We start from the raw sequence: 22,618 nt of genomic DNA on the forward strand, positions 1-22,618 counted from the left end.
AGGAAAGCGGCCGGAGGACATCGGCAGAAAACCAAACGTCGGCAACGAAGGCTGGGCGGGCCCCCCCGGGGCGAAGCCGTGCCCGCGCACCCTGACAGGCCGACACTTTGAGGAGAACAGTATGAACATTCAGAAAGGGAATTTCCTGGACAGCGAGCGCTGGGAAGGGCGCGCGTTCTTTGCCGATTGGCAAAGGACGGCGGCGGGCGTCATCGAGGTGACCGATCCGGCGACGGGAGCGGTGATCGCTTCGGTCGGTGTTGGGGGGGGCGCCGACATTCGCCATGCCGCCGCCGAGGCGCGCGTCGCGCAGAAAGCCTGGGCCAGGATGCTGCCGACCGAAAGGGCGCGCATTCTTTCCAAGGCCGCCGACCTGCTCGAACAGAACGGCGCGGAGCTGATACCGTGGATCATGCGGGAGTCCGGATCGATCTATCCCAAGGCCGGCATCGAGATCGAGCATGGCGCGCTCTTCATGCGACATGCGGCTTCGCTCGCCACGGCACCCATGGGCATGTTGATCCCGGCGATGGACAATCGGACGAACTATGCCAGGCGCGTGCCGCATGGCGTCGTGGGTGTGATCTCTCCCTTCAATTTTCCGCTCGTGCTGTCCGTCCGCTCGATCGCCGCGGCGTTGGCATTCGGCAATGCCGTGGTCCATAAGCCGGACCCGCGCACGCCGATCTCGGGTGGCATCATCATTGCCCGGATCTTCGAGGAAGCCGGTCTGCCCAAGGGCGTTCTGCAAATCGTTCCGGGCGGAGCGGATGCGGGCGAGGCCATGTGTACCGACCCCAATATCGCAATGATCTCCTTCACGGGGTCGGCGCGAGGCGGCTCGAAGGTTGCCGAGATCGCCGGCAAGCATTTCAAAAAGGTCCAGCTCGAGCTCGGTGGCAAGAATTCGCTCATCGTGCTCGATGACGCCGACCTCGACGTCGCCGCATCGAATTCGGCCTGGGGCGCTTTCCTGCATCAGGGCCAGATCTGCATGGCGACCGGGTTGATCCTGGTCGACGAGAAGATTGCCGATGCGCTGACAACCAAGCTGGTAGCGAAGGCCTCCCACCTCACGGCGGGCGATCCGTCGCTCAACGAGGTGGCGCTCGGACCGATCATCTCGGATGGTCAGGTCGAGATTATCGATGAAATCGTCAACGACGCCGTGGCCAAGGGGGCGAAGCTCCTTGTCGGCGGTACGCACGACGGCCGCTTCTACGCGGCGACCGTGCTCTCGGGGGTCAAACCCGGAATGCGCGCTTTCGAGGAAGAGATCTTCGGCCCGGTGGCCTGCATTGCCACCTTCAGCTCCGAACAGGAGGCGATCGCCTTGACCAACAACAGCGACTACGGTCTTGCCGCCGGCGTGATCTCAGCCGACATCGGCCGCGCCCTTCGGATTGCCGAGGAGCTCGACGTCGGTATGGTCCATGTCAACGATCAGACGGTCAATGGCGGTCCCTTCGCGCCATTCGGGGGGCCGCGCAAGTCCGGCAACGGCACCCGTATCGGTGGACCGGCGGACATCGAGGAGTTCACGACCTGGAAGTGGATTTCCGTCAAGGACGCGGCAACGCCCCATCCCTTCTGATCAATCCCAGATCGGGATGCGCGCAGTACAGCGCTCGCGTCCGCCACGCCTATCGTGTCAATCCGGAGACAGCCATGCAGATCAAAGCTGCCATTGCCCGCGCAAAAGGCGCCGAACTCAGCCTCGAGACGATCGACATCGAGGAGCCTAGGGAAAACGAAATCCTCGTTAAAGTCGTCGCGACCGGTATTTGCCATACGGACATTGTCGTGCGCGACGGCATGCTTCCGACGCCGCTGCCCGTGGTGCTCGGCCATGAAGGTGCGGGCGTGGTCGAGAAGGTTGGCCGCGCTGTCTCGAAGGTGAAGCCCGGTGACAAAGTGGTCATGACCTTTAATTCCTGTGGGCGTTGCCCGAGCTGCCAGGACCACCACCTCAGCTACTGCCACGAGTTCTTCCCGCGCAACTTCTTTGCCACGCGAACGGACGGCACGAGCGCACTTTCCGCGGGCGGCGAGCCTATTCACAGCAATTTTTTCGGCCAGTCATCCTTTGCTACCCATGCAATCTGCCACGAAGTGAATGTCGTGAAGGTGCCGGAAACGGCGCCTCTCGAACTGCTCGGGCCACTCGCCTGCGGCGTCCAGACCGGCGCCGGCGCCGTGATGAACGCGCTCAAGGTCTCGGCCGGTAAGTCCTTCGCGGTGTTCGGTTCGGGCTCCGTCGGTCTTTCCGCCCTGATGGCCGCAAAGGTTGTGGGTTCCACGATTGTCATCGCCGTGGACAGGAACGAGGAGCGGCTGGAAATGGCGCGCGAGCTGGGCGCCACCCACACGATCAATCCGGCCAAGGTCGACCCGACGGCTGAGATCATCGGGATCACCGGCTATGGGCTAAACTTCGCGCTTGACACAACGGGTATATCGAGCGTCATTCGAAGTGCGGTGATGGCGCTGGCGCCGATGGGCGCCTGCGGAATTCTTGGCGCCTCGGCCATGGGCAGTGAAATCAATCTCGACGAAGTGCATTTTATGAGCGGCGGCCGTAGGCTGATGGGCATCGTCGAGGGCGAATCCAACCCGGATACGTTCATTCCCATGCTGGCCGAGCTCCACGCGCAGGGCCGCTTCCCCTTCGACAGACTCGTGAAGTTCTACTCCTTCGACGAGATCAACCGGGCAATCGCGGATTCCGAGAGCGGCCGGACCATCAAACCGATCGTGCGCATGCAGTAGCCACGGCGGAGGGCTGCGACCGGTGCATTCGCTGAGGGATTGTGTCGAAAGCCGCCATGCTGTCCGGGCCCGGGCCGTGAACAAGGGCAAACCGGCGACCTGCTGCATGTCTCCTTAGATCGATCTCGATTTGAGGACATGCAGCGTTTCAAAGTGCTAAAGCGGCCTTTGCGCGTCTGATAAGGCGCGCGACGCGATTTCGCTCAGGTCTCGTAGGTGCTGCGGCCATCACAGACGGTCATCATCGGGCGCAACGTCGCGAGCTGGATGAAAGGCACTGCTTCGATGTCGCCGCTCAGCACGACCACATCGGCGAGATAGCCTGGCTTCAGCATGCCCTTTCGGTCTTCCATGAATTCGACCCAGGCGCTGCTCCGGGTGTAGGCGGCGAGCGTTTCCAAGAGAGAAAGGCGTTGGTCGGGCAGATCCGGCTTCAACATAGCACATTAGATGCAGTATATCGGGTCGAGCGGCGAGACAGGCCAGTCTCTCGCGAAGACGACAAGTGTCCGCCAGTCAAGGCGTACGGTCAGCGGTCTTCGCCGATGCGGCTCAAATACGGCTCGAGGGGCAGGCCGGCGGAGCCGGGGGGATGGGTCGGTTGCATCGACGCCACGACGCCGAGTTCCTGGGACCGCCGAAAATCGGTCGGAAGTGCTGCCTGGATATGTTCCACCCGGTGGCGGCTGTCGCGCCGGCTGGTGGTTTGCGAGGCGGCCTGATAGCCATTCATGTCCACCGCACCGTCGCCAGTGGCGTGGACAGCGACTTGCAGATCCGCGATCCCATCGGCAAACATCGCCTCCCTGCGCTCCGCTATCACGACGGCGACGAGCGCCCCTTCGGGGCACTCGGCCAAGCGTCCCTCGGGGCTATGGAAGGAGGCTTGCGGGCAGGTGCCATCAATGCCGGTAGTTCGCTCTCGGCCTGTAGTGGCTGTCGTCGGCCTTTTCAAACAGGGCATTTACCTGAGCGTGCCGGACCGGCTGACCGCTCTCGTCGGAGACGAGGTTCTGCTCCGAGACATAGGCGACATATTCGCTGTCGTCGTTCTCGGCGAACAGGTGATAAAAAGGCTGATCCTTGGTTGGCCGGATCTCCTGCGGAATTGCGTTCCACCAATCCTCGGTGTTTGCATATTCCGGATCGACGTCGAAGATGACGCCCCGAAACGGGAAGAACCGGTGCCGGACCACCTGCCCGATCTCGAATTTCGCGTTTCTCTGTTTCATGACGCAACACATCCTTTCAGACCATATCTGGGTTGTCGCATGTGGAACATCAATAGCGACGCGAAACCGGTTGAGAAGCGTTCGCATCGTCGCATTTGAGAAAAGGCGGGTCTCGCCGGAGACCCGCCTTTTCCTGTCAGGTTCTGCCCCCGTTATTGCGCGCGGACTCGGTGCGCATCAGACGGAGTAGTACATGTCGAACTCGACCGGATGCGGGGTCATTTCGAAGCGCATGACTTCCTGCATCTTGAGCTCGATGAACGAGTCGATCTGATCGTCGTCGAAGACGCCGCCGGCGGTCAGGAACTTGCGGTCCTTGTCGAGGCTTTCCAGAGCTTCGCGCAGGCTGCCGCAGACGGTCGGAATCTTCTTCAGTTCCTTCGGTGGCAGATCGTAAAGATCCTTGTCCATCGCCTTGCCCGGATGAATCTTGTTCTTGATGCCGTCGAGGCCGGCCATCAGCATGGCGGCGAAGGCGAGATACGGATTCGCGCTCGGGTCGGGGAAGCGGACTTCGACGCGCTTTGCCTTCGGGTTGCTGCCGAACGGTATGCGGCAGGAAGCCGAGCGGTTGCGGGCGGAATAGGCAAGCAGGACCGGTGCTTCATAGCCCGGGACGAGGCGCTTGTAGGAGTTCGTCGACGGGTTGGTGAAAGCATTGATCGCCTTGGCATGCTTGATGATGCCGCCGATGAAATAGAGGCAGGTTTCCGAAAGGCCGGCATACTCGTCACCGGCGAAAGTCGGCTTGCCGTCCTTCCAGATCGACAGGTGCACGTGCATGCCCGAACCATTGTCGCCGAAAACCGGCTTCGGCATGAAGGTCGCGGTCTTGCCGTAAGCATTGGCGACCTGATGCACGACATATTTGTAGATCTGCATCTTGTCGGCGTTGCGGACGAGTGCGTCGAACTTGACGCCGAGTTCATGCTGGGCGGCGGCAACTTCGTGGTGGTGCTTTTCCACCGTCACGCCCATTTCAGCGAGAACGGTGAGCATTTCGGAGCGCATGTCCTGGCAGCTGTCGACCGGCGGAACAGGGAAGTAACCGCCCTTGATGCGCGGGCGATGGCCGAGATTGCCCGTTTCGTAGTCGGTGTCGTCATTGGAGGGCAGTTCGGTGCAGTCGAGCTTGAAGCCGGTATTGTAGGGATCGGCCTTGTACCGGACGTCGTCAAAGACGAAGAACTCGGCTTCCGGCCCGACGAAAACCGTGTCGCCGACGCCGGAGGCCTTGAGATAGGCTTCGGCCTTTTTCGCGGTGCCGCGCGGGTCGCGATTATAGGCTTCGCCGGAGACCGGATCGAGAATATCGCAGACGATGACCATGGTGGACTGCGCGAAGAACGGGTCCATATGCGCCGTCTCGGGGTCGGGCATCAGCACCATGTCGGACTCGTTGATGGCCTTCCAGCCGGCAATCGAGGAGCCGTCGAACATGACGCCATCGGCGAACATGTCCTCGTCCACGACAGCAACGTCCATCGTCACATGCTGGAGTTTGCCCTTCGGGTCGGTAAAGCGCAGGTCGACGAATTTGACGTCGTTTTCCTGGATCTGCTTCAGAACTTCACTCGCAGTCGTCATTTTTTGTAATTCCCTGTGTGAGATAACCAAGGTTTGGCAATTCGGGGCCGGACGGCCCCAAGGATCGAACGAGGGTATGGGGCCGCGAATGTCGACAGACCCTTGTAGAATAGGTGATCAGATGGCGTCGAGACCGGTTTCGCCCGTACGAATGCGAATGACCTCTTCGACGTTGGACACGAAGATCTTCCCATCGCCGATGCGTCCGGTTTGCGCCGCGTTGCGGATCGCTTCGATCACCGCCTCCGCGTTCTCGTCCGCCAGCACCACCTCGACTTTTACCTTCGGCAGGAAGTCGACGACGTATTCGGCGCCGCGGTAGAGTTCCGTGTGTCCCTTCTGCCGTCCGAAGCCCTTTGCCTCCGTGACGGTGATACCCTGCAGGCCGACTTCCTGAAGGGCTTCCTTCACTTCGTCGAGCTTGAAGGGTTTTATGATCGCTTCGATCTTTTTCATGAGAAAATTTCTCTCCGCTTCTCCCTTTAAAGCCGGGTCATGCCCGCTCGCCCTCCAATATGCATGTAGCGTGCCAATTTTATAGGGAAATGATGCGCCAATCGCGGATTTTCCCGGGGCAAAGAAGCGGTTGCATTCCGGCGGTTCGCTTTCCCGGCGCTGAGTTCTGCCTAATTTTTATTAGACTTGATCGTCTGATGCGCTCTCATGCCTCGGTGCCACCGCCAATTTCGACGCAGTGCATGTTGTTTGAGCAATAATTGTGTGCAAATGCACAAGGAATAGGCACAATGGCAGTTGATCCGTTGCTCTTGTCTTGTGCTTCCACTCGCGCTTAGATCGAGCCATGGGCGAGGCACTTCGGGATCTATTGGTAACGCCGGCCGAGATGGCGGCAATCGACGAGGACGCGGTCCACTCGGGCATCGAGAGCTTCTCGCTGATGTGCTCGGCGGGAATGGCCGTGTCGGCGGCGGCCCTGCGTCTCTTTCCCTCCGCCTCCCGTTTTGTGGTTCTTTGCGGGCCCGGCAACAATGGCGGCGACGGTTATGTGGCGGCAGCGGCACTCGCCGAGAGCGGCGCCAGCCTCGCCGTTTTCGCGCTTGGCGACGTCGGCAAACTGAAGGGCGATGCGGCACGGGCACGCGCAGCCTATGCCGGCGAGATCCAGGCGATCGGGACCTATGAGCCACGGGCCGGGGACGTGGTGATCGATGCTCTGTTCGGCGCGGGACTTGCCCGCGATCTGCCGGGTGAAGCTCAGGAGGCGATCAGGCGGGTCGAGGACAGCGGCCGACCGGTGATCGCCGTCGATCTCCCCTCCGGGATCGACGGACGGAGCGGCGAGATACGCGGTGCGAGTTTCACTGCCGCGCATACTGTGACCTTCATGGCCGCGAAACCCGGCCATCTGCTCCTGCCGGGGCGCACGCGCTGCGGGGCGCTCGAGGTCTTCGATATCGGCATCCCCGACCGAGTGGTGCTAGCGCGTGCCGGCGACCTCCGCATCAATACGCCGGCGGTCTGGCAGCAGCATGCGTCCGGTCTGGACCCGGCAACCCATAAGTATAAGCGCGGCCATCTCGCCGTCTTTTCAGGGCCGCAGATCTCCACCGGCGCCGCGCGCCTGTCGGCGATGGCCGGCCTCAACGCCGGTGCAGGGCTGGTGACGCTCGTTTCGCCGCCGGACGCGATCGCGGCCAACGCCGCGCACCTAACCGCCGTCATGCTCAAGGAAATGGGCAAGACCGGCGACCTTGCGGCATGGCTGAAGGACAGGCGCTTGGGCGCATTCGTGCTGGGCCCCGGCTTCGGCGTCGGCAAGAAGGCGAGGGCGTTTGCACTGATGCTCTGCGGACGGGCGCTGGTCCTCGATGCCGACGCTGTGACGTCCTTCAAGGAGAGAAGGACGGACCTTTTTAACACTATCGCGATGGAGGGCGGGCAGGTGGTGATGACGCCGCACGAGGGCGAGTTTGCGCGTCTTTTTCCGGAGATCGCCGCCGACACCGCACTTTCCAAGATCGAGAAGGCGCAGGCCGCGGCGAAGCTCAGTCATGCGGTGATCCTGTACAAGGGACCGGACACCGTCGTCGCGGCGCCATCCGGACGCACCGTCGTCAACGCGAATGCGCCACCCTGGCTTGCGACGGCCGGATCCGGCGACGTGCTTACCGGCATCATCGGAGCGCACCTCGCACAAGGCATGCCGGCATTCGAAGCGGCCGCGGCCGCCGTCTGGCGCCATGGCGAGGCGGGCATGCGGGCCGGGCAGGGTGCCACGGCCGAGACGCTTGTCGCGAACATTCCGCCGTTCGACTACAGCGCCACGCGTCCAATGGGACCCGTGGCGCTGTAAGCGAGCTACGCAGCGTTAACCCTGCGAGTTCAGCCGCGCGTGCCCTTGGCGATCGGCTCCTGATAGGTAAAGCCCATGTCCCAGGGGAAATAGATCCATGTGTCCTGGCTCACCTCGGTGACGAAGGTATCGACCAAGGGGCGTCCCTTTGGCTTGGCGTAGACGGCGGCGAAATGCGCCTTTGGCAGCATGGCCCGGACTTCCGCCGCCGTCTTTCCGGTATCGGTCAGGTCGTCGACGATAAGCACGCCTTCGCCGCCATCGCGTGCGATTTCCGCCGTAATGCCTTTGAGCACCTTCATCTGCCCCTGGCTGTCGTAATCGTGATAGGAGGCGATGCAGACGGTTTCGATCATGCGGATGTTGAGCTCGCGGGAGATAATCGCCGCCGGAACGAGGCCGCCGCGGGTGATGCAGACCATAGCGCGCCAGTCCTGCCCGTTATCGGCAAGCCGCCAGGCGAGCGCGCGCGCGTCGCGGTGGAACTGGTCCCAGGATACGGGAAAGGCCTTTTCGGGTAGGGACATGTGGCGGACTCCGAAATCGTGGAAGCAGGAACTCGTGAAACGCGATAGCCCAGGGTCGGGAGCATCGGCGCTACAGTGATTTGAGCATCCAATACTGGCAATGCAGGCAGCAGTGCAAGACCCCGCATAAGGCCCGAATGCAGGTGATCCATGGCCATAGCATCGGCCGGACGTACCGGTCCCGGAAGGCTCGATCCGCAGATCAAGGATCTCCAGCGATTTTTGCGCGTTCGCAAGATGCGCGGCGCTTGAGCGGATTCCGGATAAGGTTGGGAAAACCCGTATGATATCTGCTCAGGGCGCGCGGGTCCGCGAGATGGCATCGATCATGGCTGCCACGTCGGCTTCCGCGGCATCGAGAAACGAAGGGTCGCGTGCTCGAATGACGATCTCGGTAGAAAAGCTCCTGCCGTCGAATTTCGGATAGGAACCGATGCTCGTCTGCGGGTGCTTCTTTTGAACCTCGGTCAGGGGAACGCCGATATCTCCTTCGCCGAAGGGCGAGCGGACCGTGCGCGACAGGATGGGAGTGCCGGCATGCAGGGTGGGCAGTAGGGTATCGAGCATCGCCTGGAACACCTGCGGAACACCGGCCATGACATAGACATTGCCGATCCGGAATCCCGGCGCCGTGGAGACGGGATTGACGATGTGCTCGGCCCCGACGGGCATGCGCGCCATCCGCTTGCGGGAGTCGGTGAACTCCATGCCGCGCCGCTTGTACATTGCGCCGAGCAACTCCATCGCCCTGGGCTCGTGGATGCATTCGACGCCGAACGCCTTTGCGATGGCATCGGCCGTTATGTCGTCGTGGGTCGGACCTATGCCGCCCGAGGTGAAGACATGGTCGTAACGGCCGCGTAGCGCATTGACGGACTCGACGATCGCGGCCTCGTCGTCGGCGACGATCCGGACTTCGCGGAGATCGATGCCGACCAGGGTCAGCATATCGGCGAGATGGCCGATATTCTTGTCCTTGGTCCGGCCGGAGAGAAGTTCGTCGCCGATGGCGAGCATGGCGGCGGTGACGATCGTGGCACTGATCATGGATACTCCGGCATGGTGGGATCGCTCGACGCGGCCTTTCCAGCGTAGCGAATACTGAAGGGTCCGGCGACTGTCCCGTTCTGACAACAGCATTGCATTCTCATAGTTCCTGCCGGCCCTGACAATCAAGCGCTTTGCCGCAAGGCGAAGATCGACGGACACCGGGACCGTGTATTGTCGATTTGGATTGAACACCTGCTTGCGCGAGACCTGCCTCACGTCCTCGAACTTATGGATAAGCGTCTGCATCGAACGGCTGAGGGCGCGTTCAAAAATGGCACGACAATAGCTAATTTATGCTAAGATCGCGCCTGGCAATACCACAGCCGAGGAGGAGCATGCGGGGCGTGTGCACATGCTAGCGCATCGGCCCGAAAATCGGACCTGATTTTCGGGAGTTGCAGCGCCCTTTGTGCGGGCCGGGATTACCACGGGAGTGAAGAATGGCTCGGATCGTTTATTCCATCGTTCCACACGACGGAGGCTGGGCGTACAAGGCGGGTGATGCGTATTCGGAACCCTTTCCCAGTCGCGAGATGGCGGTAACAGCTGCCAGGATCGCGGCTGCCGAGCAGCAGGTCGGCGGGGAGGACGAGGAAATTAGCTTCCAGGACGAGGCGGGGAACTGGCACTTCGAGCATGCGGATGGGGGGGATCGCCCTGAGGCGACCGTCGAGGACGGCTGAAGGTTGATGCACTGAAAGGGCTTGCGGACAGGCTCGCCCGGACATCTGCCGCCGATCTGCCTGGCGGCGACGCGACGGAGGTTTCCATGCATTACAATGTTCAGATCTTCACCTGGACCCCTCGGCAGGGTGTGCATCAGGTGGGATCACTCATCGGGATCGATGCGCCGAATGCCAAGGCAGCAGCAGTTTCGCTGCTCGGGTTACGGCTGGAAGACAAGGGCGATTCATCGAAACTCGCGGTCCGGGTGTGGCGGGGCGAGGACGCCGAAAAAGCCGATTGCGACTGCTTCTTCTATCACGGAGAATGATCATAAATGGGGCCGAAATGCATCGCTGAAGCGCTCGCCGGGCCCTTGGATACATGGGCAGGCTGGATCGCAACCCGCGGGCGTTCAGCGCGGCTTGCGGATGATCATCCGGAACCAGCCTGTGCGCGGGGCGAAGCTGTCTCTTGCGCGCAACTCCGCCTGACGCGCCTCGATGGCATTGGCGAAAGCGTCCTTTCTTGCATCGATGGCGCGACGCATGTCGGCAAAATCGTCGCGATCCACTTGGACTTTGTCGGTCACGCAGGACTCCTTTGCTCGCGAGCGCGGCTGACAAATGAGCGGCCGGCGAGGAGAAGAAGCTCCTCGTCGCGCGTGCCCGCCTGATAGCTGTCGATCAGCATTCTTCCGTAATGTTGCGCCGGTGCGCTGGCGCGCGACCACCGGTTCTCGCGGCATAGCCGATCGAATACCCGCTGAATTGCAGCCAGGTCGTCTGGAAATAGGGGAACGTTGCTGGACGCATGCATTGGATGCACGGACTTACCCTCAGCCACCGGTGCAGGACGATTTCGATGCACCGTCACCATGCCAGAAACACGCACTGATTGAGACCCTGCCGAATCAGGGGTTTGCGCGGATTTATTGCGCAGGATCAAGATGCAGCGGGGAGCACTTCCCGTCGGCGAGGTACTAGGCGCCCAACTGCCCGCCATCATGGTGCTGCGCAGCGATGACATCCGCTCCGTAAAGAAGCTAGGCAATAGACGCCCCGATAAACCCGGGTATACGGCGTTTCGTCGCAGGCTACGGCCGCCTTTGTTGTCGTTTTCGGAGTGCCTTTCTGGCGATCGGTGGCGCTGAACGTCCTTTTCTTCTTCACTCTTCTTGTTGGAACCTATTCACCGCAAGTGGGTTAAATCAGCGGCGTCAATTGAAGGAGAACGTCAATGGCTGATAGAGATCCAACCGTAATCAATACGGGCGGAAGTGGCGGCGGCGGTTGGGCCGTTGCCGCCATAGTGGTGGTTCTGGTGCTGGTCGGAGCCTTTTTCCTGTTCGGCGGCGGTGATCTGTTCTACGGCGGCGGCGGTGGTGGCGACACCGACGTCAATGTGAATGCGCCCAACGTCGAAGTGCCCGCCGGCGGTGGTGAGGCCGCACCGGCACCTTCGGGCGGCGAGGCGGCTCCGGCACCCTCGGGCGGCGAGGGCACGCAACCGGCTCCGGCGCAATAGACGCCGAAAGACCGCGATAGCCACGCCTCCTGGAGCCATGAATTGCGCGTTGCGCCTGGCGCGGCGCGACGGAGAGGCGTGGTTGTGTTCCCGCTTCTGGGAAGCGGCTCTGCCGATCCTGGATCGGCCGCAAACATTTCCTTGACTGAATCGCCCAAGTGCTTGATCTAGGCCGCAGGCGGACGTGGCGAAACTGGTAGACGCAAGGGACTTAAAATCCCTCGGCCTTAGGCTGTACGGGTTCGACCCCCGTCGTCCGCACCAGCACCGTTCCCTTCTGCACTCCCCGTACTCGCTACTGCGCAGCAATCTGGAATTTTTGGTCGACGGTCGCGGTTTCGCCGCTGTTGATATCGTTGAAGCGGTAGCGCAGTACATAGTCGCCGGCAGGCGCGCTGCTGATGTCGACGGTCAGCGTGGCGTAGATTTCCTGGTTTCGCATATAGCCGGTGAAGGTGAAGTCGCCGAACGCCTTGCGGCTGGCGAGTACGTCGCCGTCCGGGTTCAGTATGTCGAGATCGACCGTGAAGCGTGTCTCGACCTTCTCGTCGCCGGACTTCTTCCAGGTGAGCCCCAGGGGCTCGACATAGGAGACGAGTTTTTCGCCCGTCTTGAATGTCGCATCCTGTTTCGGCTCGTACATCGCGTAGCCGGCCGGCGCGGCGGTTACGAACACGGCCTTGCCGATCGCGAAGGGAAGGGTCTGGGAGAAATCACCGACCGCCTGCCGTAGCGTCTCCCACGCTGCCGCCGTGTCGCCGGTGTTCGCCTGGTTCTCCGCCCGCGCTGCCGCGTCGGAAAGCGGTCCCGCTTCGGCGCTAGCGCCGATCGAGGCTGCGGTCGCCAGCGCCGCAAGAAAGGGCAGGTGTCTTCGCATCGCGTTTCCCCAGACCCGCTTGGAAAAAAAGCTTCGGCATTTGCAGCCGTAAGTCAAGATAAGCCAATGGGGCTAGAGAAGCTCGGCGGTCCGCCATCCTTCCAAAATCAATGGTCTCGAACACAACAATGTGCGATAGCGACGGCAATCGGCAATCGAACGGGTAATGCGAAATGAGACAGGATGTCGAATCGGCGACGGCGGCCATGCGCGAAATCTTCCCGGCGACGCCGTTGCAACTCAACGATCACCTGAGCGCCCGCTTCGGCGCGTCGGTGTTTCTCAAGCGTGAGGATCTGTCGCCGGTTCGCTCCTACAAGATCCGCGGCGCCTTCAACTTCTTTCGAAAGGCGCTTGCGGGCGGTGCTGCCGGCAAGACTTTCGTCTGCGCTTCGGCGGGAAATCACGCGCAGGGCTTCGCATTCGTCTGCCGGCACTTCGGCGTGCCCGGCGTCGTATTCATGCCGGTGACGACGCCGCAGCAGAAGATCGACAAGACCCGCATGTTCGGCGGCGAATTCATAACCATCCGGCTCTTCGGCGATATATTCGACCAGTGCTATCAGGCGGCGCGCGACCACGTCGCGGCGATCGACGGCATCATGGTGCCGCCCTTCGACCATCGCGACATCATCGAAGGGCAGGCGACGGTCGCCGCGGAGATCGACGATCAGCTCCCCGCCGGCACTGTCCCGGATCTCGTCGTGCTGCCCGTCGGCGGCGGCGGGCTAGCCGCGGGCGTCACCGGCTATTTCGGCGGCAGCCTTTCGGCCGATCGCTTCGTCTTTTGCGAGCCGGCGGGCGCGCCGAGCCTTAGGCGCAGCCTGGAGGCCGGCAGCGTGATCACGCTCGACCAGGTGGACAATTTCGTCGATGGTGCGGCCGTCGCGCGGATCGGCGACCTCAACTTTGCCGCGCTCGGCGGGTTCCGGCCAGACCAGGTAATGCTGCTGCCCGAAAACGCCATCTGCCTGACGATCACCGAGATGCTGAACGTCGAAGGCGTCGTCCTCGAACCGGCGGGGGCGCTCGCCATCACCGCATTGGAGGCGCTCGGTCGCGAGCGGCTCGAAGGCAAGACCGTCGTCGCAGTCGTCTCCGGGGGCAATTTCGATTTCGAACGCCTGCCGGACGTGAAGGAGCGGGCGATGCGGCATGCCGGGCTCAAGAAATATTTCATCCTGCGCATGGCCCAGCGGCCGGGCGCGCTGCGCGACTTCCTCAATCTGCTTGGCGAGGAGGACGATATTGCCCGCTTCGAATATCTGAAGAAATCGGCGCGCAATTTCGGCTCCGTACTGATCGGCATCGAGACGAAACACGCCGAGAACTTCCCGATCCTGAAGCAGCGCTTCGACGCGGCAGGGCTGCGCTACCAGGACATTACCGAAAATGAGGTTCTCTCCAATCTGATCATTTGATCGCAGTGCCACGGAGCCGCGTCATGTTTGCTTTGACAGCGCCGGTCGTCGCGGCTAACCATAGGGCATGGCATCGTTTTTTTCGAAACTGTTCGGTCTTTCGCGCGGCTCCGAACTTGAGGCCGAACCGGCCGCAGGCAAGACGGAGAACTATGCGGATTGCCTGATCCGCGCGACACCGATTCGCGAGGGAGCGCAATTCCGGCTCGCCGGCAGCATCGAAAAGACGATGCCCGACGGCGCGACGAAAACGCGCAATTTCATCCGCGCGGACCTCTTCTCGTCCGAGCAGGACGCCATCGATTCGGCTATCCGGAAGGGCCGGCAGATCGTGGACGAGCAGCGCGCGGCGCTTTTCGCCGACGACGCCCAGACCCGCTCGGTCTGACGGGATCCGCGCGGCGGATCCAATCACACCAATTGCCAAAGAGACGGTCAGAACGCGTGGCGCCGATTTCGATCGGCGCCACGCTCCATGACGCTTAAAGCCGGATGCGGAAACGGGCGAAGCCTTCCGGTCCATCGCCGGCGTCTTCAACCGTAATGGCCTTCAAGTCGGACAGGAACTGCCGTGCCCTGGGGCCGCTGTCGAAGACGACGCTGGTGTTCACCATAGGAGCAAATGCCCAATTGCCGTCGGCCGACGGATTGATCGTTCCCTGCTCGATGATGTAGCGCACGATGACATCACGATTGGTATCGGGCGCGACGAAGACGACCTTGTCGGCCGCGATTTCCGGAAAATTGCCGCCGCCGCCGGCGCGATAGTTGTTGGTCGCCACCACAAATTTTTGTGCGGGATCGATCGGCTTGCCGTCGAATTTGAGGTCGCGAATGCGGCCGGATTCCGGGTTCACGAGATTGCCGTCCTTGTCGAACTTCGCCGGCTGCGACAAGTCGATTTCGTAGGTGACGCCGTCGATCACGTCGAAATTATAGGACGGGAAATCGCCATTGATCAGGCTTGCATCCGTCGATCCGGGCGCGATCCGGTTGAAGATGCCGGCGGACATTTCCAGCCAGTTGCGGACCTGCTCGCCGGTGACGACGACGGCCTGAACCGTGTTCGGGTAGAGATACAGGTCGGCGACGTTCTTGATGGCGATGTCGCCGGCCGGTACGTCCGTATAATACTCGGCGCCGCCGCGTCCGCCGGCCTTGAACGGTGCCGCCGCCGAAAGAACGGGCAGGTCCCGGTAGTCGGTGTCCTTCAGCATCTCGCGGATATACCAGGTCTGGGCCTGGCTGACGATCTGCACGGAAGGATCGTCGGCGACGAGAGCGAAGTAGGAATAGAGCGGTGCCGAAGTCTTGCCGACGGGCGTGCGGACATAGGCGAGCGTCGCCTCATGGTCCTTCTCGGCAGCAGCCAGCACCTCCGGCTTGTCGCCGACCTCCGCGATCACCTTCTTCTCTTCACGCCTGAAGATCGGCCGGGCCTCGCTCATCGAACTCACAACCCGCCATTGGCCGCCGTCGCGCTCGAGGAGAAGGTCGATAAGGCCGAGATGCGAGCCCCAGAAGCCGCCCATCACGCCCGGCTTTCCGGAAATCAGCCCCTTGGCATTGTCCACCCCGGCAATGCCGTCGAACTTCGGTCCCGGGAAATCGAGATGGCTGTGGCCCGTGACGATGGCATCGATGCCGTCGATCGCCGCCAGGGGGATCGACGCATTCTCCAGGTTTTCGGCATAGGCTTGCTGTCCGATGCCGGAGTGAGAAAGCGCGATCACGATGTCGGCGCCTTCCTCCCGCATCTGCGGCACCCAGGCTTCCGCCGCTTTGACGATGTCACGGGCATTCGCCTTGCCCTCCAGGTTCTTGGCATCCCAGGTCATGATCTGCGGTGGCACAAAACCGATCAGGCCGATGCGGATCGGGTGTTCCTGGCCGGTGCCGTCCCTGACCTTGCGATCGAGAATGACATAAGGCTTGAGGAAGAGCGCATCCTCGCGCGGGTTCGCGGCAAGCGTGCCCTTCGTCAGGTTGGCGCAGACGAGCGGGAAGTTCGCGCCGTTCGCTACGTTGAACAGGAAGTCGAGCCCGTAGTTGAATTCGTGATTGCCGAGCGTGCCGCAATCGTAGCCGAGCACATTCATGGCGGCGATGATCGGATGCATGTCGCCTTCCTTCATCCCGCGCTGATAGGCGATATAATCGCCCATCGGATTTCCCTGCAGGAAATCGCCATTGTCGACGAGGATCGAGTTCGTCGCCTCGGCGCGGATCGCGTCCATGATCGAGGCCGTGCGCGCAAGCCCCATCGTGTCGTTCGGCTTGTCGGCATAATAATCGTAGGGGAAGACATGCACGTGAAGATCCGTCGTCTCCATGATCCGCAGATGCGCCTGATTCGCGGCCGCGCGGGTAGAGAAGGGGTGCAGCACGGCAAGTGCGGACGTAGCGGCGAGGCCGCCAAGCAGGGCGCGGCGCGATATGGGATGCAAAGCGGTGGTCGATGGCATGGGCGGATCTCCGTATTCTGGAATGCGGGCGGACTCGCTGCTCACAGGCGACCCTCCCGCTGGCCGTGATGTTACTGCAACTTCACCGCGTGACTATGACGATTTGCGGCCATAGTACCAAGAAGCAAAATCCTGTGGGTCGCCGACTTCTGAGAACCGGTAGGTAAGGCTTTTTTCAAATTTTACCTTTACTAGCCATTCGGTTGAAATCGGAAGTCACGTGCGCGCATGCCCAACGCCAATCTGATGCTCTTTCTCGGTGAGGCGCTGGTCTATGCCGCGGCCATGATCGGGCTTCTGCATCTGCGGACCCGTCTGGGGCTTGGCGTCTTCGTGGCGGCGCTCGGCGTGATGCATTTCATCGAGACCTATCTCGCCGCGGTCTTCTACGTCCAACTGCCGTTCGGCGTTATTTCCCCCGGCTCCGCCGTGTTCTTTTCCGGCAAGCTGATGATGATCCTCCTGCTTTATGTGAAGGAGGACGCCGCGACGGTGCGCCAGCCGATCTACGGTCTGCTTGCGGGCAACTTCCTGACCGTCGCTTTGAGCCTGCTGCTCAGGCAGCACGACACCGTGGCGATCGTGCAGAATCGCGTGGCCGACATCGCCTTCATAGACGAAATGGGATGGCTGATGGTCTGGGGCACGACGCTTCTCTATTTCGACGCAATCATCATCATTCTGCTTTACGAGAGGCTCGGCCGCTGGTTCCGCCGATTCGTGACCATCCGGTTCCTGATCAGCGGCGCGGCGGTGCTGACTTTGGATCAGATAGGCTTTTATACGGCACTTCATTTCATCAACGGCGCGCCCTTCGACGTCTTCTGGGGCGGCTGGATGGCGAAGATGCTGGCGGCACCCTTCTATGCCCTGGCGATCGGCTTCTATCTCACTGCTTCGCGCCATGCGTTCCTGGCGATTTCCGACCGCCCCTTGGCCGATGTCTTCAACGATCTGACCTTCCGCGAACGCTACGAGGACCTCTTGTCCCGCGCCGGTCATGATACGCTGACCGGGGCGCTCGATCGCGGACGCTTCGAGAGCGAAGGCCAGCAGGTGATGCGCGAGGCGGCGGCGAAGGATAAGCCGGTCAGCCTGCTTCTCATCGACGTCGATCGCTTCAAGAGCGTCAACGACACCCTGGGCCACATGGAAGGCGATCGGGTGCTGAAGAAGCTCGTCGAGACGGTGAGGGATCAACTGCGGCCGGTGGATCGCCTGTTCCGCTACGGCGGCGAGGAATTTATCGTGCTTTGCCCCGGCCTTGCCTATGCGGATGCGCACGCGCGGGCCGAGGACATAAGGCTGGCGGTCCTAAAGAGGGTGGCGACATCCGACGGACAGCCGGTCACGATCAGCATCGGCGTTTCGGCGACGCTTGCGGATGGCACCGGGATTCGCGAACTGCTGTCGGAGGCGGATGTTCGCCTCTATGCGGCCAAAAGCGCCGGCCGCAACCACGTCGTCGGCCGCTGACCGCCGCTACGGCGTGCGCTAGATCCCGACATTCGGGCGATCGATGATCTCGCGAAGCGAAAAGCTCGAATTGATCTTCACGACATGCGGCAGCGCCGACAGCCAGTCGCGGTGGATCCGTTCGTAATCCTCGAGGTCCTTTGCCGCCACACGCAGGATGTAGTCGTATTCTCCGGACATCAGATAGCACACCAGCACATTGGGGCAGAGTTTCACCGCCGCCTCGAATTCGGCGAGCGTCTTGGCGAATTGCCCCGACAGCGAAATATGCACGATGACCATGATCTTGTAGTCGAGCGCCTTGTGGGCGATGCGGGCATGGTAGCCGGCGATAGTGCCGGACTTCTCGAGCAGATCCACCCGCCGCGAACAGGCGGATGGCGAGAGGCCGATCCTTGCGGCGAGGTCCGCATTTGATATCCGTCCGTTCTGCTGCAGCACACGCAGGATCGAACGATCAATGGCGTCGAGGTCACTCATTCGTGCTTTCGTTCAGAAATGGCGCTCATCGCGCAATAATACACGAATCTCATGCGCGGCCAGCCCCCTCTTTGCAAGGACATTCGGGGCGTCATCTGTTTTGCTGGGTTTCCCAGCCCATGCGGCGAAGGCCAACAGATAGGAGAGGAACGCAAGGATGCGTGTCGGTTGCCCGAAGGAAATCAAGAATCATGAATATCGCGTCGGCCTGACGCCCGGGTCGGTGAGGGAATATATCGCCCATGGTCACGAGGTCATCGTGGAGACCAAGGCCGGGGCAGGGATCGGGGCGGACGACGACGCCTACCGCGCGGCCGGCGCGCGGATCGTACCGATGGCCAAGGACGTGTTCGAGAAGTCGGACATGGTCGTCAAGGTCAAGGAGCCGCAGCCGTCCGAATGGGCGCAGTTGCGCGAGGGTCAAATCCTCTACACCTATCTGCACCTGGCGCCCGATCCCGAACAGACACGGGGACTTCTGAATTCGGGCGTCACCGCAATCGCTTACGAGACGGTCACGGACGAGCGCGGCGGCCTGCCGCTGCTTGCGCCGATGTCGGAGGTGGCCGGCAGGCTTTCCATCCAGGCCGGTGCCACCTCCCTGCAAAAGGCGAATGGCGGCCGCGGCGTCCTGCTCGGCGGCGTGCCCGGCGTGCTCCCGGCCAAGGTCACGATCATCGGCGGCGGCGTTGTCGGCCTGCACGCGGCGAAGATGGCGGTCGGCCTCGGCGCCGATGTTTCGATCCTCGACCGGTCGATCCCGCGCCTGCGTCAGCTCGACGATATTTTCAACGGCCGCATCCACACGCGTTATTCGACCATCGATGCGCTGGAGGAGGAGGTGTTCTCCGCCGACCTCGTGGTCGGCGCCGTGCTCATTCCGGGTGCCGCCGCGCCCAAGCTCGTCACGCGCGAAATGCTCTCGGGCATGAAGAAGGGCGCCGTTGTCGTCGATGTGGCGATCGACCAAGGCGGCTGCTTCGAGACCTCGCATGCGACCACCCATTCCGAGCCGACCTATGAGGTCGACGGGATCGTGCACTATTGCGTTGCCAACATGCCGGGTGCCGTGCCGATCACCTCGGCCCAGGCGCTCAACAACGCGACGCTGCACTACGGGCTTCAGCTCGCCGATCGCGGCCTGAAGGCAATCGCTGAAGATCGGCACCTGCGGGCGGGTCTCAACGTGCATCGGGGCCGCGTGACGAACGCCGCCGTCGCAGAGGCTCTCGGATATGATGCCTTCGCGCCTGAAGCGGTGCTCAACGTCGCCTGACGGGGTTCGACGGCCTGTCTGTCTGCCTGTAACAGCCGCGCCGTGAAACCGGCAAAGGGCTGTGCATCTCAAAAGACGCACAGCCCTGTCGTGCTTCTCCACTCGGCTGCTTCAGCACCTTTCGATGCGGCACTGGTAGCAATTGTATTTGGCGGATCGCACATGCACGAAGGCGACGTCCGGCCGCGCCAGTAACTCCTCGGCGCGCTGCTCGAGCTGTTCCTGCGGTATGACGCCCCCGGTCCCGTAGACGATGCGTTCATCCGCGCCATAACCGCGAAGCAGGTAATCCTTGCTGGATGTGAGAACGGGCGGCATAATTTGTCCATCCGCGGCGGCGGGGCATTCCTCGGCATGAAGGAAGATAGGTCCCATTTCAGCGTAAGGCTGGACTGACAAAAAGGGGCGATATGCCAAAATCAGATAGGGCTGATCCGCCTCGACATTGCTGAGGCAATGCCGGCAAGGCACACCATCACCGCCCGAAATGTGCCGCTCGGGCAGATTGCCATTGGCATCGCGCCCGCCCCGCCAGATCCGCTGCGCCTCTTCGGCCGGCATGCAAATGTAGCGCAAAGCCATTGAGCATTCTCCTCATGAAAAGCTATCGAGGACAATGCGCCTTGGTGACCGGTCGCGACACCCGAAACTTGCCGCGCCCTTATGGTTAGTTACAGCTTCTTGGCGAAAGCGAGCAGTTCGTCGTCCGTCAGCGGCTCAATGGTAACTTCTCCCGTCGCGACGGGCGAGAAACCGAATTGCTGATAGAGCTGCAGCGCACGGGGGTGGTCGAGGCTGTTGGTCGAGACCGTGACCTTGGACGGGTCCATAGCCCAGGCGGCAAACAAGGTCTGCAGCAGGAACCATTTTCCCAAGCCCAACCCGAGCGCATGTTCCATCAGCCCGAAATGGGTGATTTCCACGATGTCCTCATCCCGCTGCTGAAGTTCGAAGAAGCCGGCCGGCGCGCCGTTGACGTAGAGAACGCTCAGCGACGTCGCCTTGTCATGCAGCACGGCCGCCAATTCCTGATCATTCATGCGCAGGCGGTCCGTCCAGTGCCAACGCTTGCCGACGCCCAGATAGAGAAAGTGGTAGTAGGCAAGGGGGATATCGAGTACGCGGAGGATCGCCGTATGGAGGTTCACAGGCATCGGCAGGCTCTGCTTCGGCGGCGACGTCATTTCGAGCTCGGTGACTTGTGCCGTGATTGCGGCAGGCTTCGATCCTTGCATGGTTTTCACTCTCTACCGATTGCGACGGGCGTATCGGGACGAGCGCCCCACTCCGACCAGGAGCCATCATAGAGCGTATTGTCCGTATGTCCCAATGATTGGAGCGCAAGTGTGATGATCGCGGCGGTAACGCCGGATCCGCAGGTAGTGACGACCGGCTTCGCCAGGTCGATCCCGGCATCCGCAAATATCGTGCGCAGCGATTCGAGGTTCTTGAGCTTGCCGCTCTCGGAGAAAACGCCGGAGGGCAGGCTCCTGGCGCCGGGCATATGGCCCGACCGCATCCCCGCGCGCGGCTCCGGCTCCTCGCCTGTGAAGCGGCCGGCGCTGCGGGCATCGGCAATCTGCGCCAGACGGTTTTCGACGATGTCCCTCATGCGCTCGAAGGAGGTGACGGCCTGCTCGTTCACGGCCGTGTGGAACCTGCGTCGTGCGGGGTTTGGAACCTCGGCCGTGGTCGGACGGCCATCCGCCCTCCAGCCATCCATGCCGCCGTCGAGGACGTAGACGTGCTTCGCGCCCATGATCCGGAACATCCACCAGACCCTCGGCGCCGTGAAGATGCCGGGGCCGTCATAGACGACGATCGTGTCCTCTTCGCCAATACCCATGGCGCCGACGGCCTCGGCGAAGGCTTCAGCCGAGGGCAGCGTGTGGGGCAGTCCGCTCGTCTGGTCCGCGATCGCATCCTGATCGAAGAATACCGCACCGGGGATATGAGCCGCCTTATATTCCGCCTTGGGGTCTCGGTTCTGCGCCGGCAGGTACCAGGCGGCATCGACGATCTTGGTCCCGGGATCGCCGAGGCGTTGCTCCAGCCAGTCGGCGGAGACAACGAAGACGCTCCTGTTGTTCTTGTCATTCATCTCGTCACTCCACGAATCTGATGCCTGTCGCCCGCGGCGCGCGCAGCAGAGGCAACGACATGCACAAAAATCAACGATCTAAAGCGCGTCGAACGAACGCCCTTTAGACGGCAGCGCGATCGTCCGGCGTTCCGAATCGTATGCGAAACCGCCGGTTCTCCTTACCCTTCTTTTCGATCTTTGCGATATGGATCGCGCCGACCTCCTGGGTCTCGGAGACATGGGTGCCGCCGCAGGGCTGACTGTCGATAGCAGAGTTCTCGCCGATGCAGACAAGGCTCACGCGCCCGAGCCCGACGGGAGGGCGGACATTCTTCGATTTGACGATGCCGGGATTGGCGGCGAGTTCCTCGTCCGTGATCCATTGCACGTAGACCGGGTGGTTTTCGTCGACGAGCTTCATCAGGGCCGCTGTCACCTGTTCCTTGTCTATCGTTTCGCTCATGTCGAAATCGACGCGGCTTTCCTCCACGCCGACGGCGGCGCCGGTGATCGGATAGGGGCAGACGACGGAAAGCAGGTGGCAGGCCGTGTGCATGCGCATCAGCCGATAGCGACGCGGCCAGTCGATGTGCAGGACGAGCTTTTCGCCGACGGCCGGCTGCGGCTGCCCGAGGTTGGGCAGATGCACGATGACGTCCTTGGTGGCGCCATGCCGCGTGTCGGCGATGACGATGCGACTTCCGTCCTCGCGCTCGAGAAAGCCCGTGTCGCCCGGCTGGCCGCCGGAGGCGGCGTAGAAGCAGGTCTGGTCCAGTTCGATCCCGCCATCCTCCAGGAGCCCCGTGACCTGCGCCTCGCAGGTCGACAGATAGAAATCATTACGGAAAAGGGCGGTCACGCTTCTGGTCAT

The 22,618-nt window shown here is 62.0% G+C and carries 25 protein-coding genes and 1 tRNA gene; 11 read left to right on the plus strand and 15 right to left on the minus strand.

Annotated elements, in window-relative coordinates:
* The first annotated feature begins 121 nt into the window (after positions 1–121).
* Both AC4P1R_RS06320 and AC4P1R_RS06325 read left to right on the plus strand, forming a co-directional pair.
* Positions 122–1,594, plus strand: a complete 1,473-nt coding sequence (locus tag AC4P1R_RS06320) for a benzaldehyde dehydrogenase (protein ID WP_069457079.1) — start codon at positions 122–124, stop codon at positions 1,592–1,594.
* A 74-nt stretch (positions 1,595–1,668) separates the two neighbouring features.
* On the plus strand, positions 1,669–2,769 hold the full coding sequence (locus AC4P1R_RS06325; RefSeq protein WP_069457078.1) for an NAD(P)-dependent alcohol dehydrogenase: 1,101 nt from the start codon (positions 1,669–1,671) through the stop codon (positions 2,767–2,769).
* Positions 2,770–2,972: 203 nt separating this feature from the next.
* Here AC4P1R_RS06325 and AC4P1R_RS06330 read toward each other — a convergent pair whose 3' ends face one another.
* The 5 genes from AC4P1R_RS06330 to AC4P1R_RS06350 all read right to left on the minus strand — a co-directional run bounded on the left by AC4P1R_RS06330 (position 2,973) and on the right by AC4P1R_RS06350 (position 6,044).
* The gene (locus AC4P1R_RS06330) at positions 2,973–3,209 is read right to left on the minus strand and encodes an amidohydrolase family protein (RefSeq protein ID WP_069457077.1); all 237 of its coding nucleotides are present in this window, start codon (positions 3,207–3,209) and stop codon (positions 2,973–2,975) included.
* 89 nt (positions 3,210–3,298) lie between these two features.
* Positions 3,299–3,628, minus strand: a complete 330-nt coding sequence (locus AC4P1R_RS06335; protein WP_225192529.1) for an amidohydrolase family protein — start codon at positions 3,626–3,628, stop codon at positions 3,299–3,301.
* A gap of 43 nt (positions 3,629–3,671) precedes the next feature.
* Positions 3,672–4,001 (minus strand): heat shock protein HspQ, encoded by a 330-nt coding sequence (gene hspQ, locus AC4P1R_RS06340; RefSeq protein ID WP_069457075.1) that lies wholly within the window; start codon positions 3,999–4,001, stop codon positions 3,672–3,674.
* A 177-nt stretch (positions 4,002–4,178) separates the two neighbouring features.
* On the minus strand, positions 4,179–5,588 hold the full coding sequence (gene glnA, locus AC4P1R_RS06345; RefSeq protein WP_069457074.1) for a type I glutamate--ammonia ligase: 1,410 nt from the start codon (positions 5,586–5,588) through the stop codon (positions 4,179–4,181).
* A gap of 117 nt (positions 5,589–5,705) precedes the next feature.
* A complete protein-coding gene (locus AC4P1R_RS06350) occupies positions 5,706–6,044 on the minus strand; it encodes a P-II family nitrogen regulator (RefSeq protein WP_003528058.1) in 339 nt (112 codons plus the stop codon).
* 346 nt (positions 6,045–6,390) lie between these two features.
* On the opposite strand from AC4P1R_RS06350, the gene AC4P1R_RS06355 reads away from it, so the two are divergent.
* Complete coding sequence (locus tag AC4P1R_RS06355) at positions 6,391–7,902, plus strand: NAD(P)H-hydrate dehydratase (protein ID WP_225192530.1); 1,512 nt, start codon at positions 6,391–6,393, stop codon at positions 7,900–7,902.
* Between the two features lie 29 nt (positions 7,903–7,931).
* On the opposite strand, the gene gpt is transcribed toward AC4P1R_RS06355, so the two are convergent.
* Both gpt and AC4P1R_RS06365 read right to left on the minus strand, forming a co-directional pair.
* Positions 7,932–8,429: a xanthine phosphoribosyltransferase gene (gene gpt / locus AC4P1R_RS06360; protein WP_069457072.1), complete on the minus strand. Its 498-nt coding sequence runs from the start codon at positions 8,427–8,429 to the stop codon at positions 7,932–7,934.
* Positions 8,430–8,723: 294 nt separating this feature from the next.
* Complete coding sequence (locus AC4P1R_RS06365; RefSeq protein ID WP_069457123.1) at positions 8,724–9,476, minus strand: competence/damage-inducible protein A; 753 nt, start codon at positions 9,474–9,476, stop codon at positions 8,724–8,726.
* Between the two features lie 443 nt (positions 9,477–9,919).
* On the opposite strand from AC4P1R_RS06365, the gene AC4P1R_RS06370 reads away from it, so the two are divergent.
* On the plus strand, positions 9,920–10,162 hold the full coding sequence (locus AC4P1R_RS06370) for a DUF2188 domain-containing protein (RefSeq protein ID WP_034857390.1): 243 nt from the start codon (positions 9,920–9,922) through the stop codon (positions 10,160–10,162).
* 86 nt (positions 10,163–10,248) lie between these two features.
* Positions 10,249–10,473 (plus strand): hypothetical protein, encoded by a 225-nt coding sequence (locus tag AC4P1R_RS06375; RefSeq protein ID WP_069457071.1) that lies wholly within the window; start codon positions 10,249–10,251, stop codon positions 10,471–10,473.
* Between the two features lie 84 nt (positions 10,474–10,557).
* On the opposite strand, the gene AC4P1R_RS06380 is transcribed toward AC4P1R_RS06375, so the two are convergent.
* Positions 10,558–10,734 (minus strand): hypothetical protein, encoded by a 177-nt coding sequence (locus AC4P1R_RS06380; RefSeq protein WP_165614687.1) that lies wholly within the window; start codon positions 10,732–10,734, stop codon positions 10,558–10,560.
* A gap of 647 nt (positions 10,735–11,381) precedes the next feature.
* Here AC4P1R_RS06380 and AC4P1R_RS06385 point away from each other — a divergent pair.
* Both AC4P1R_RS06385 and AC4P1R_RS06390 read left to right on the plus strand, forming a co-directional pair.
* Positions 11,382–11,669 carry a hypothetical protein gene (locus AC4P1R_RS06385; RefSeq protein WP_069457069.1) on the plus strand — a complete coding sequence of 96 codons (288 nt, stop codon included), beginning with the start codon at positions 11,382–11,384 and terminating at the stop codon, positions 11,667–11,669.
* A gap of 178 nt (positions 11,670–11,847) precedes the next feature.
* Positions 11,848–11,933: transfer RNA gene (locus AC4P1R_RS06390), tRNA-Leu, on the plus strand.
* A gap of 31 nt (positions 11,934–11,964) precedes the next feature.
* Here the strand turns inward: AC4P1R_RS06390 and AC4P1R_RS06395 are convergent.
* Complete coding sequence (locus AC4P1R_RS06395) at positions 11,965–12,546, minus strand: hypothetical protein (RefSeq protein WP_151611206.1); 582 nt, start codon at positions 12,544–12,546, stop codon at positions 11,965–11,967.
* A 173-nt stretch (positions 12,547–12,719) separates the two neighbouring features.
* Between AC4P1R_RS06395 and ilvA the strand changes: the two genes are divergently transcribed.
* Positions 12,720–13,967: a threonine ammonia-lyase gene (gene ilvA / locus AC4P1R_RS06400; protein WP_069457067.1), complete on the plus strand. Its 1,248-nt coding sequence runs from the start codon at positions 12,720–12,722 to the stop codon at positions 13,965–13,967.
* Between the two features lie 67 nt (positions 13,968–14,034).
* The gene (locus AC4P1R_RS06405) at positions 14,035–14,355 is read left to right on the plus strand and encodes an HlyU family transcriptional regulator (protein ID WP_069457066.1); all 321 of its coding nucleotides are present in this window, start codon (positions 14,035–14,037) and stop codon (positions 14,353–14,355) included.
* Positions 14,356–14,449: 94 nt separating this feature from the next.
* Here the strand turns inward: AC4P1R_RS06405 and AC4P1R_RS06410 are convergent, their stop codons facing one another.
* Entirely contained in the window at positions 14,450–16,432 is a 1,983-nt protein-coding gene (locus tag AC4P1R_RS06410) for a bifunctional 2',3'-cyclic-nucleotide 2'-phosphodiesterase/3'-nucleotidase (protein ID WP_069457065.1), read from the minus strand.
* Positions 16,433–16,660: 228 nt separating this feature from the next.
* Between AC4P1R_RS06410 and AC4P1R_RS06415 the strand changes: the two genes are divergently transcribed.
* On the plus strand, positions 16,661–17,908 hold the full coding sequence (locus tag AC4P1R_RS06415) for a GGDEF domain-containing protein (RefSeq protein ID WP_069457064.1): 1,248 nt from the start codon (positions 16,661–16,663) through the stop codon (positions 17,906–17,908).
* An 18-nt stretch (positions 17,909–17,926) separates the two neighbouring features.
* Here the strand turns inward: AC4P1R_RS06415 and AC4P1R_RS06420 are convergent, their stop codons facing one another.
* Positions 17,927–18,388, minus strand: coding sequence for an Lrp/AsnC family transcriptional regulator (locus tag AC4P1R_RS06420; RefSeq protein ID WP_151611207.1), 462 nt, complete (start codon positions 18,386–18,388; stop codon positions 17,927–17,929).
* Positions 18,389–18,545: 157 nt separating this feature from the next.
* Between AC4P1R_RS06420 and ald the strand changes: the two genes are divergently transcribed.
* Positions 18,546–19,664 (plus strand): alanine dehydrogenase, encoded by a 1,119-nt coding sequence (ald, locus tag AC4P1R_RS06425; protein WP_069457062.1) that lies wholly within the window; start codon positions 18,546–18,548, stop codon positions 19,662–19,664.
* A 111-nt stretch (positions 19,665–19,775) separates the two neighbouring features.
* On the opposite strand, the gene AC4P1R_RS06430 is transcribed toward ald, so the two are convergent.
* From AC4P1R_RS06430 to AC4P1R_RS06445, 4 genes are all read right to left on the minus strand, one after another.
* Complete coding sequence (locus tag AC4P1R_RS06430) at positions 19,776–20,246, minus strand: DUF1203 domain-containing protein (RefSeq protein ID WP_225192532.1); 471 nt, start codon at positions 20,244–20,246, stop codon at positions 19,776–19,778.
* An 89-nt stretch (positions 20,247–20,335) separates the two neighbouring features.
* Positions 20,336–20,899, minus strand: a complete 564-nt coding sequence (locus AC4P1R_RS06435; protein WP_069457060.1) for a GNAT family N-acetyltransferase — start codon at positions 20,897–20,899, stop codon at positions 20,336–20,338.
* Positions 20,900–20,904: 5 nt separating this feature from the next.
* Positions 20,905–21,765: a 3-mercaptopyruvate sulfurtransferase gene (sseA, locus tag AC4P1R_RS06440; protein WP_069457059.1), complete on the minus strand. Its 861-nt coding sequence runs from the start codon at positions 21,763–21,765 to the stop codon at positions 20,905–20,907.
* Between the two features lie 103 nt (positions 21,766–21,868).
* Complete coding sequence (locus AC4P1R_RS06445) at positions 21,869–22,618, minus strand: alanyl-tRNA editing protein (RefSeq protein WP_151611209.1); 750 nt, start codon at positions 22,616–22,618, stop codon at positions 21,869–21,871.

The organism is Sinorhizobium sp. Y406, assembly GCF_058732025.1.

Bases quoted from the DNA above. Each gene is read 5' to 3' on its own strand.
- AC4P1R_RS06405 (WP_069457066.1), top strand. From the start codon at position 14,035: ATGGCATCGTTTTTTTCGAAACTGTTCGGTCTTTCGCGCGGCTCCGAA.
- AC4P1R_RS06375 (WP_069457071.1), top strand. From the start codon at position 10,249: ATGCATTACAATGTTCAGATCTTCACCTGGACCCCTCGGCAGGGTGTG.
- AC4P1R_RS06370 (WP_034857390.1), top strand. From the start codon at position 9,920: ATGGCTCGGATCGTTTATTCCATCGTTCCACACGACGGAGGCTGGGCG.
- AC4P1R_RS06445 (WP_151611209.1), bottom strand. From the start codon at position 22,618: ATGACCAGAAGCGTGACCGCCCTTTTCCGTAATGATTTCTATCTGTCG.
- AC4P1R_RS06365 (WP_069457123.1), bottom strand. From the start codon at position 9,476: ATGATCAGTGCCACGATCGTCACCGCCGCCATGCTCGCCATCGGCGAC.
- AC4P1R_RS06320 (WP_069457079.1), top strand. From the start codon at position 122: ATGAACATTCAGAAAGGGAATTTCCTGGACAGCGAGCGCTGGGAAGGG.
- AC4P1R_RS06430 (WP_225192532.1), bottom strand. From the start codon at position 20,246: ATGGCTTTGCGCTACATTTGCATGCCGGCCGAAGAGGCGCAGCGGATC.
- AC4P1R_RS06415 (WP_069457064.1), top strand. From the start codon at position 16,661: ATGCCCAACGCCAATCTGATGCTCTTTCTCGGTGAGGCGCTGGTCTAT.
- AC4P1R_RS06435 (WP_069457060.1), bottom strand. From the start codon at position 20,899: ATGCAAGGATCGAAGCCTGCCGCAATCACGGCACAAGTCACCGAGCTC.
- AC4P1R_RS06420 (WP_151611207.1), bottom strand. From the start codon at position 18,388: ATGAGTGACCTCGACGCCATTGATCGTTCGATCCTGCGTGTGCTGCAG.
- gpt (WP_069457072.1), bottom strand. From the start codon at position 8,429: ATGTCCCTACCCGAAAAGGCCTTTCCCGTATCCTGGGACCAGTTCCAC.
- AC4P1R_RS06325 (WP_069457078.1), top strand. From the start codon at position 1,669: ATGCAGATCAAAGCTGCCATTGCCCGCGCAAAAGGCGCCGAACTCAGC.
- glnA (WP_069457074.1), bottom strand. From the start codon at position 5,588: ATGACGACTGCGAGTGAAGTTCTGAAGCAGATCCAGGAAAACGACGTC.
- AC4P1R_RS06350 (WP_003528058.1), bottom strand. From the start codon at position 6,044: ATGAAAAAGATCGAAGCGATCATAAAACCCTTCAAGCTCGACGAAGTG.
- AC4P1R_RS06395 (WP_151611206.1), bottom strand. From the start codon at position 12,546: ATGCGAAGACACCTGCCCTTTCTTGCGGCGCTGGCGACCGCAGCCTCG.
- hspQ (WP_069457075.1), bottom strand. From the start codon at position 4,001: ATGAAACAGAGAAACGCGAAATTCGAGATCGGGCAGGTGGTCCGGCAC.
- AC4P1R_RS06385 (WP_069457069.1), top strand. From the start codon at position 11,382: ATGGCTGATAGAGATCCAACCGTAATCAATACGGGCGGAAGTGGCGGC.
- sseA (WP_069457059.1), bottom strand. From the start codon at position 21,765: ATGAATGACAAGAACAACAGGAGCGTCTTCGTTGTCTCCGCCGACTGG.
- AC4P1R_RS06410 (WP_069457065.1), bottom strand. From the start codon at position 16,432: ATGCCATCGACCACCGCTTTGCATCCCATATCGCGCCGCGCCCTGCTT.
- AC4P1R_RS06330 (WP_069457077.1), bottom strand. From the start codon at position 3,209: ATGTTGAAGCCGGATCTGCCCGACCAACGCCTTTCTCTCTTGGAAACG.
- AC4P1R_RS06355 (WP_225192530.1), top strand. From the start codon at position 6,391: ATGGGCGAGGCACTTCGGGATCTATTGGTAACGCCGGCCGAGATGGCG.
- ald (WP_069457062.1), top strand. From the start codon at position 18,546: ATGCGTGTCGGTTGCCCGAAGGAAATCAAGAATCATGAATATCGCGTC.
- ilvA (WP_069457067.1), top strand. From the start codon at position 12,720: ATGAGACAGGATGTCGAATCGGCGACGGCGGCCATGCGCGAAATCTTC.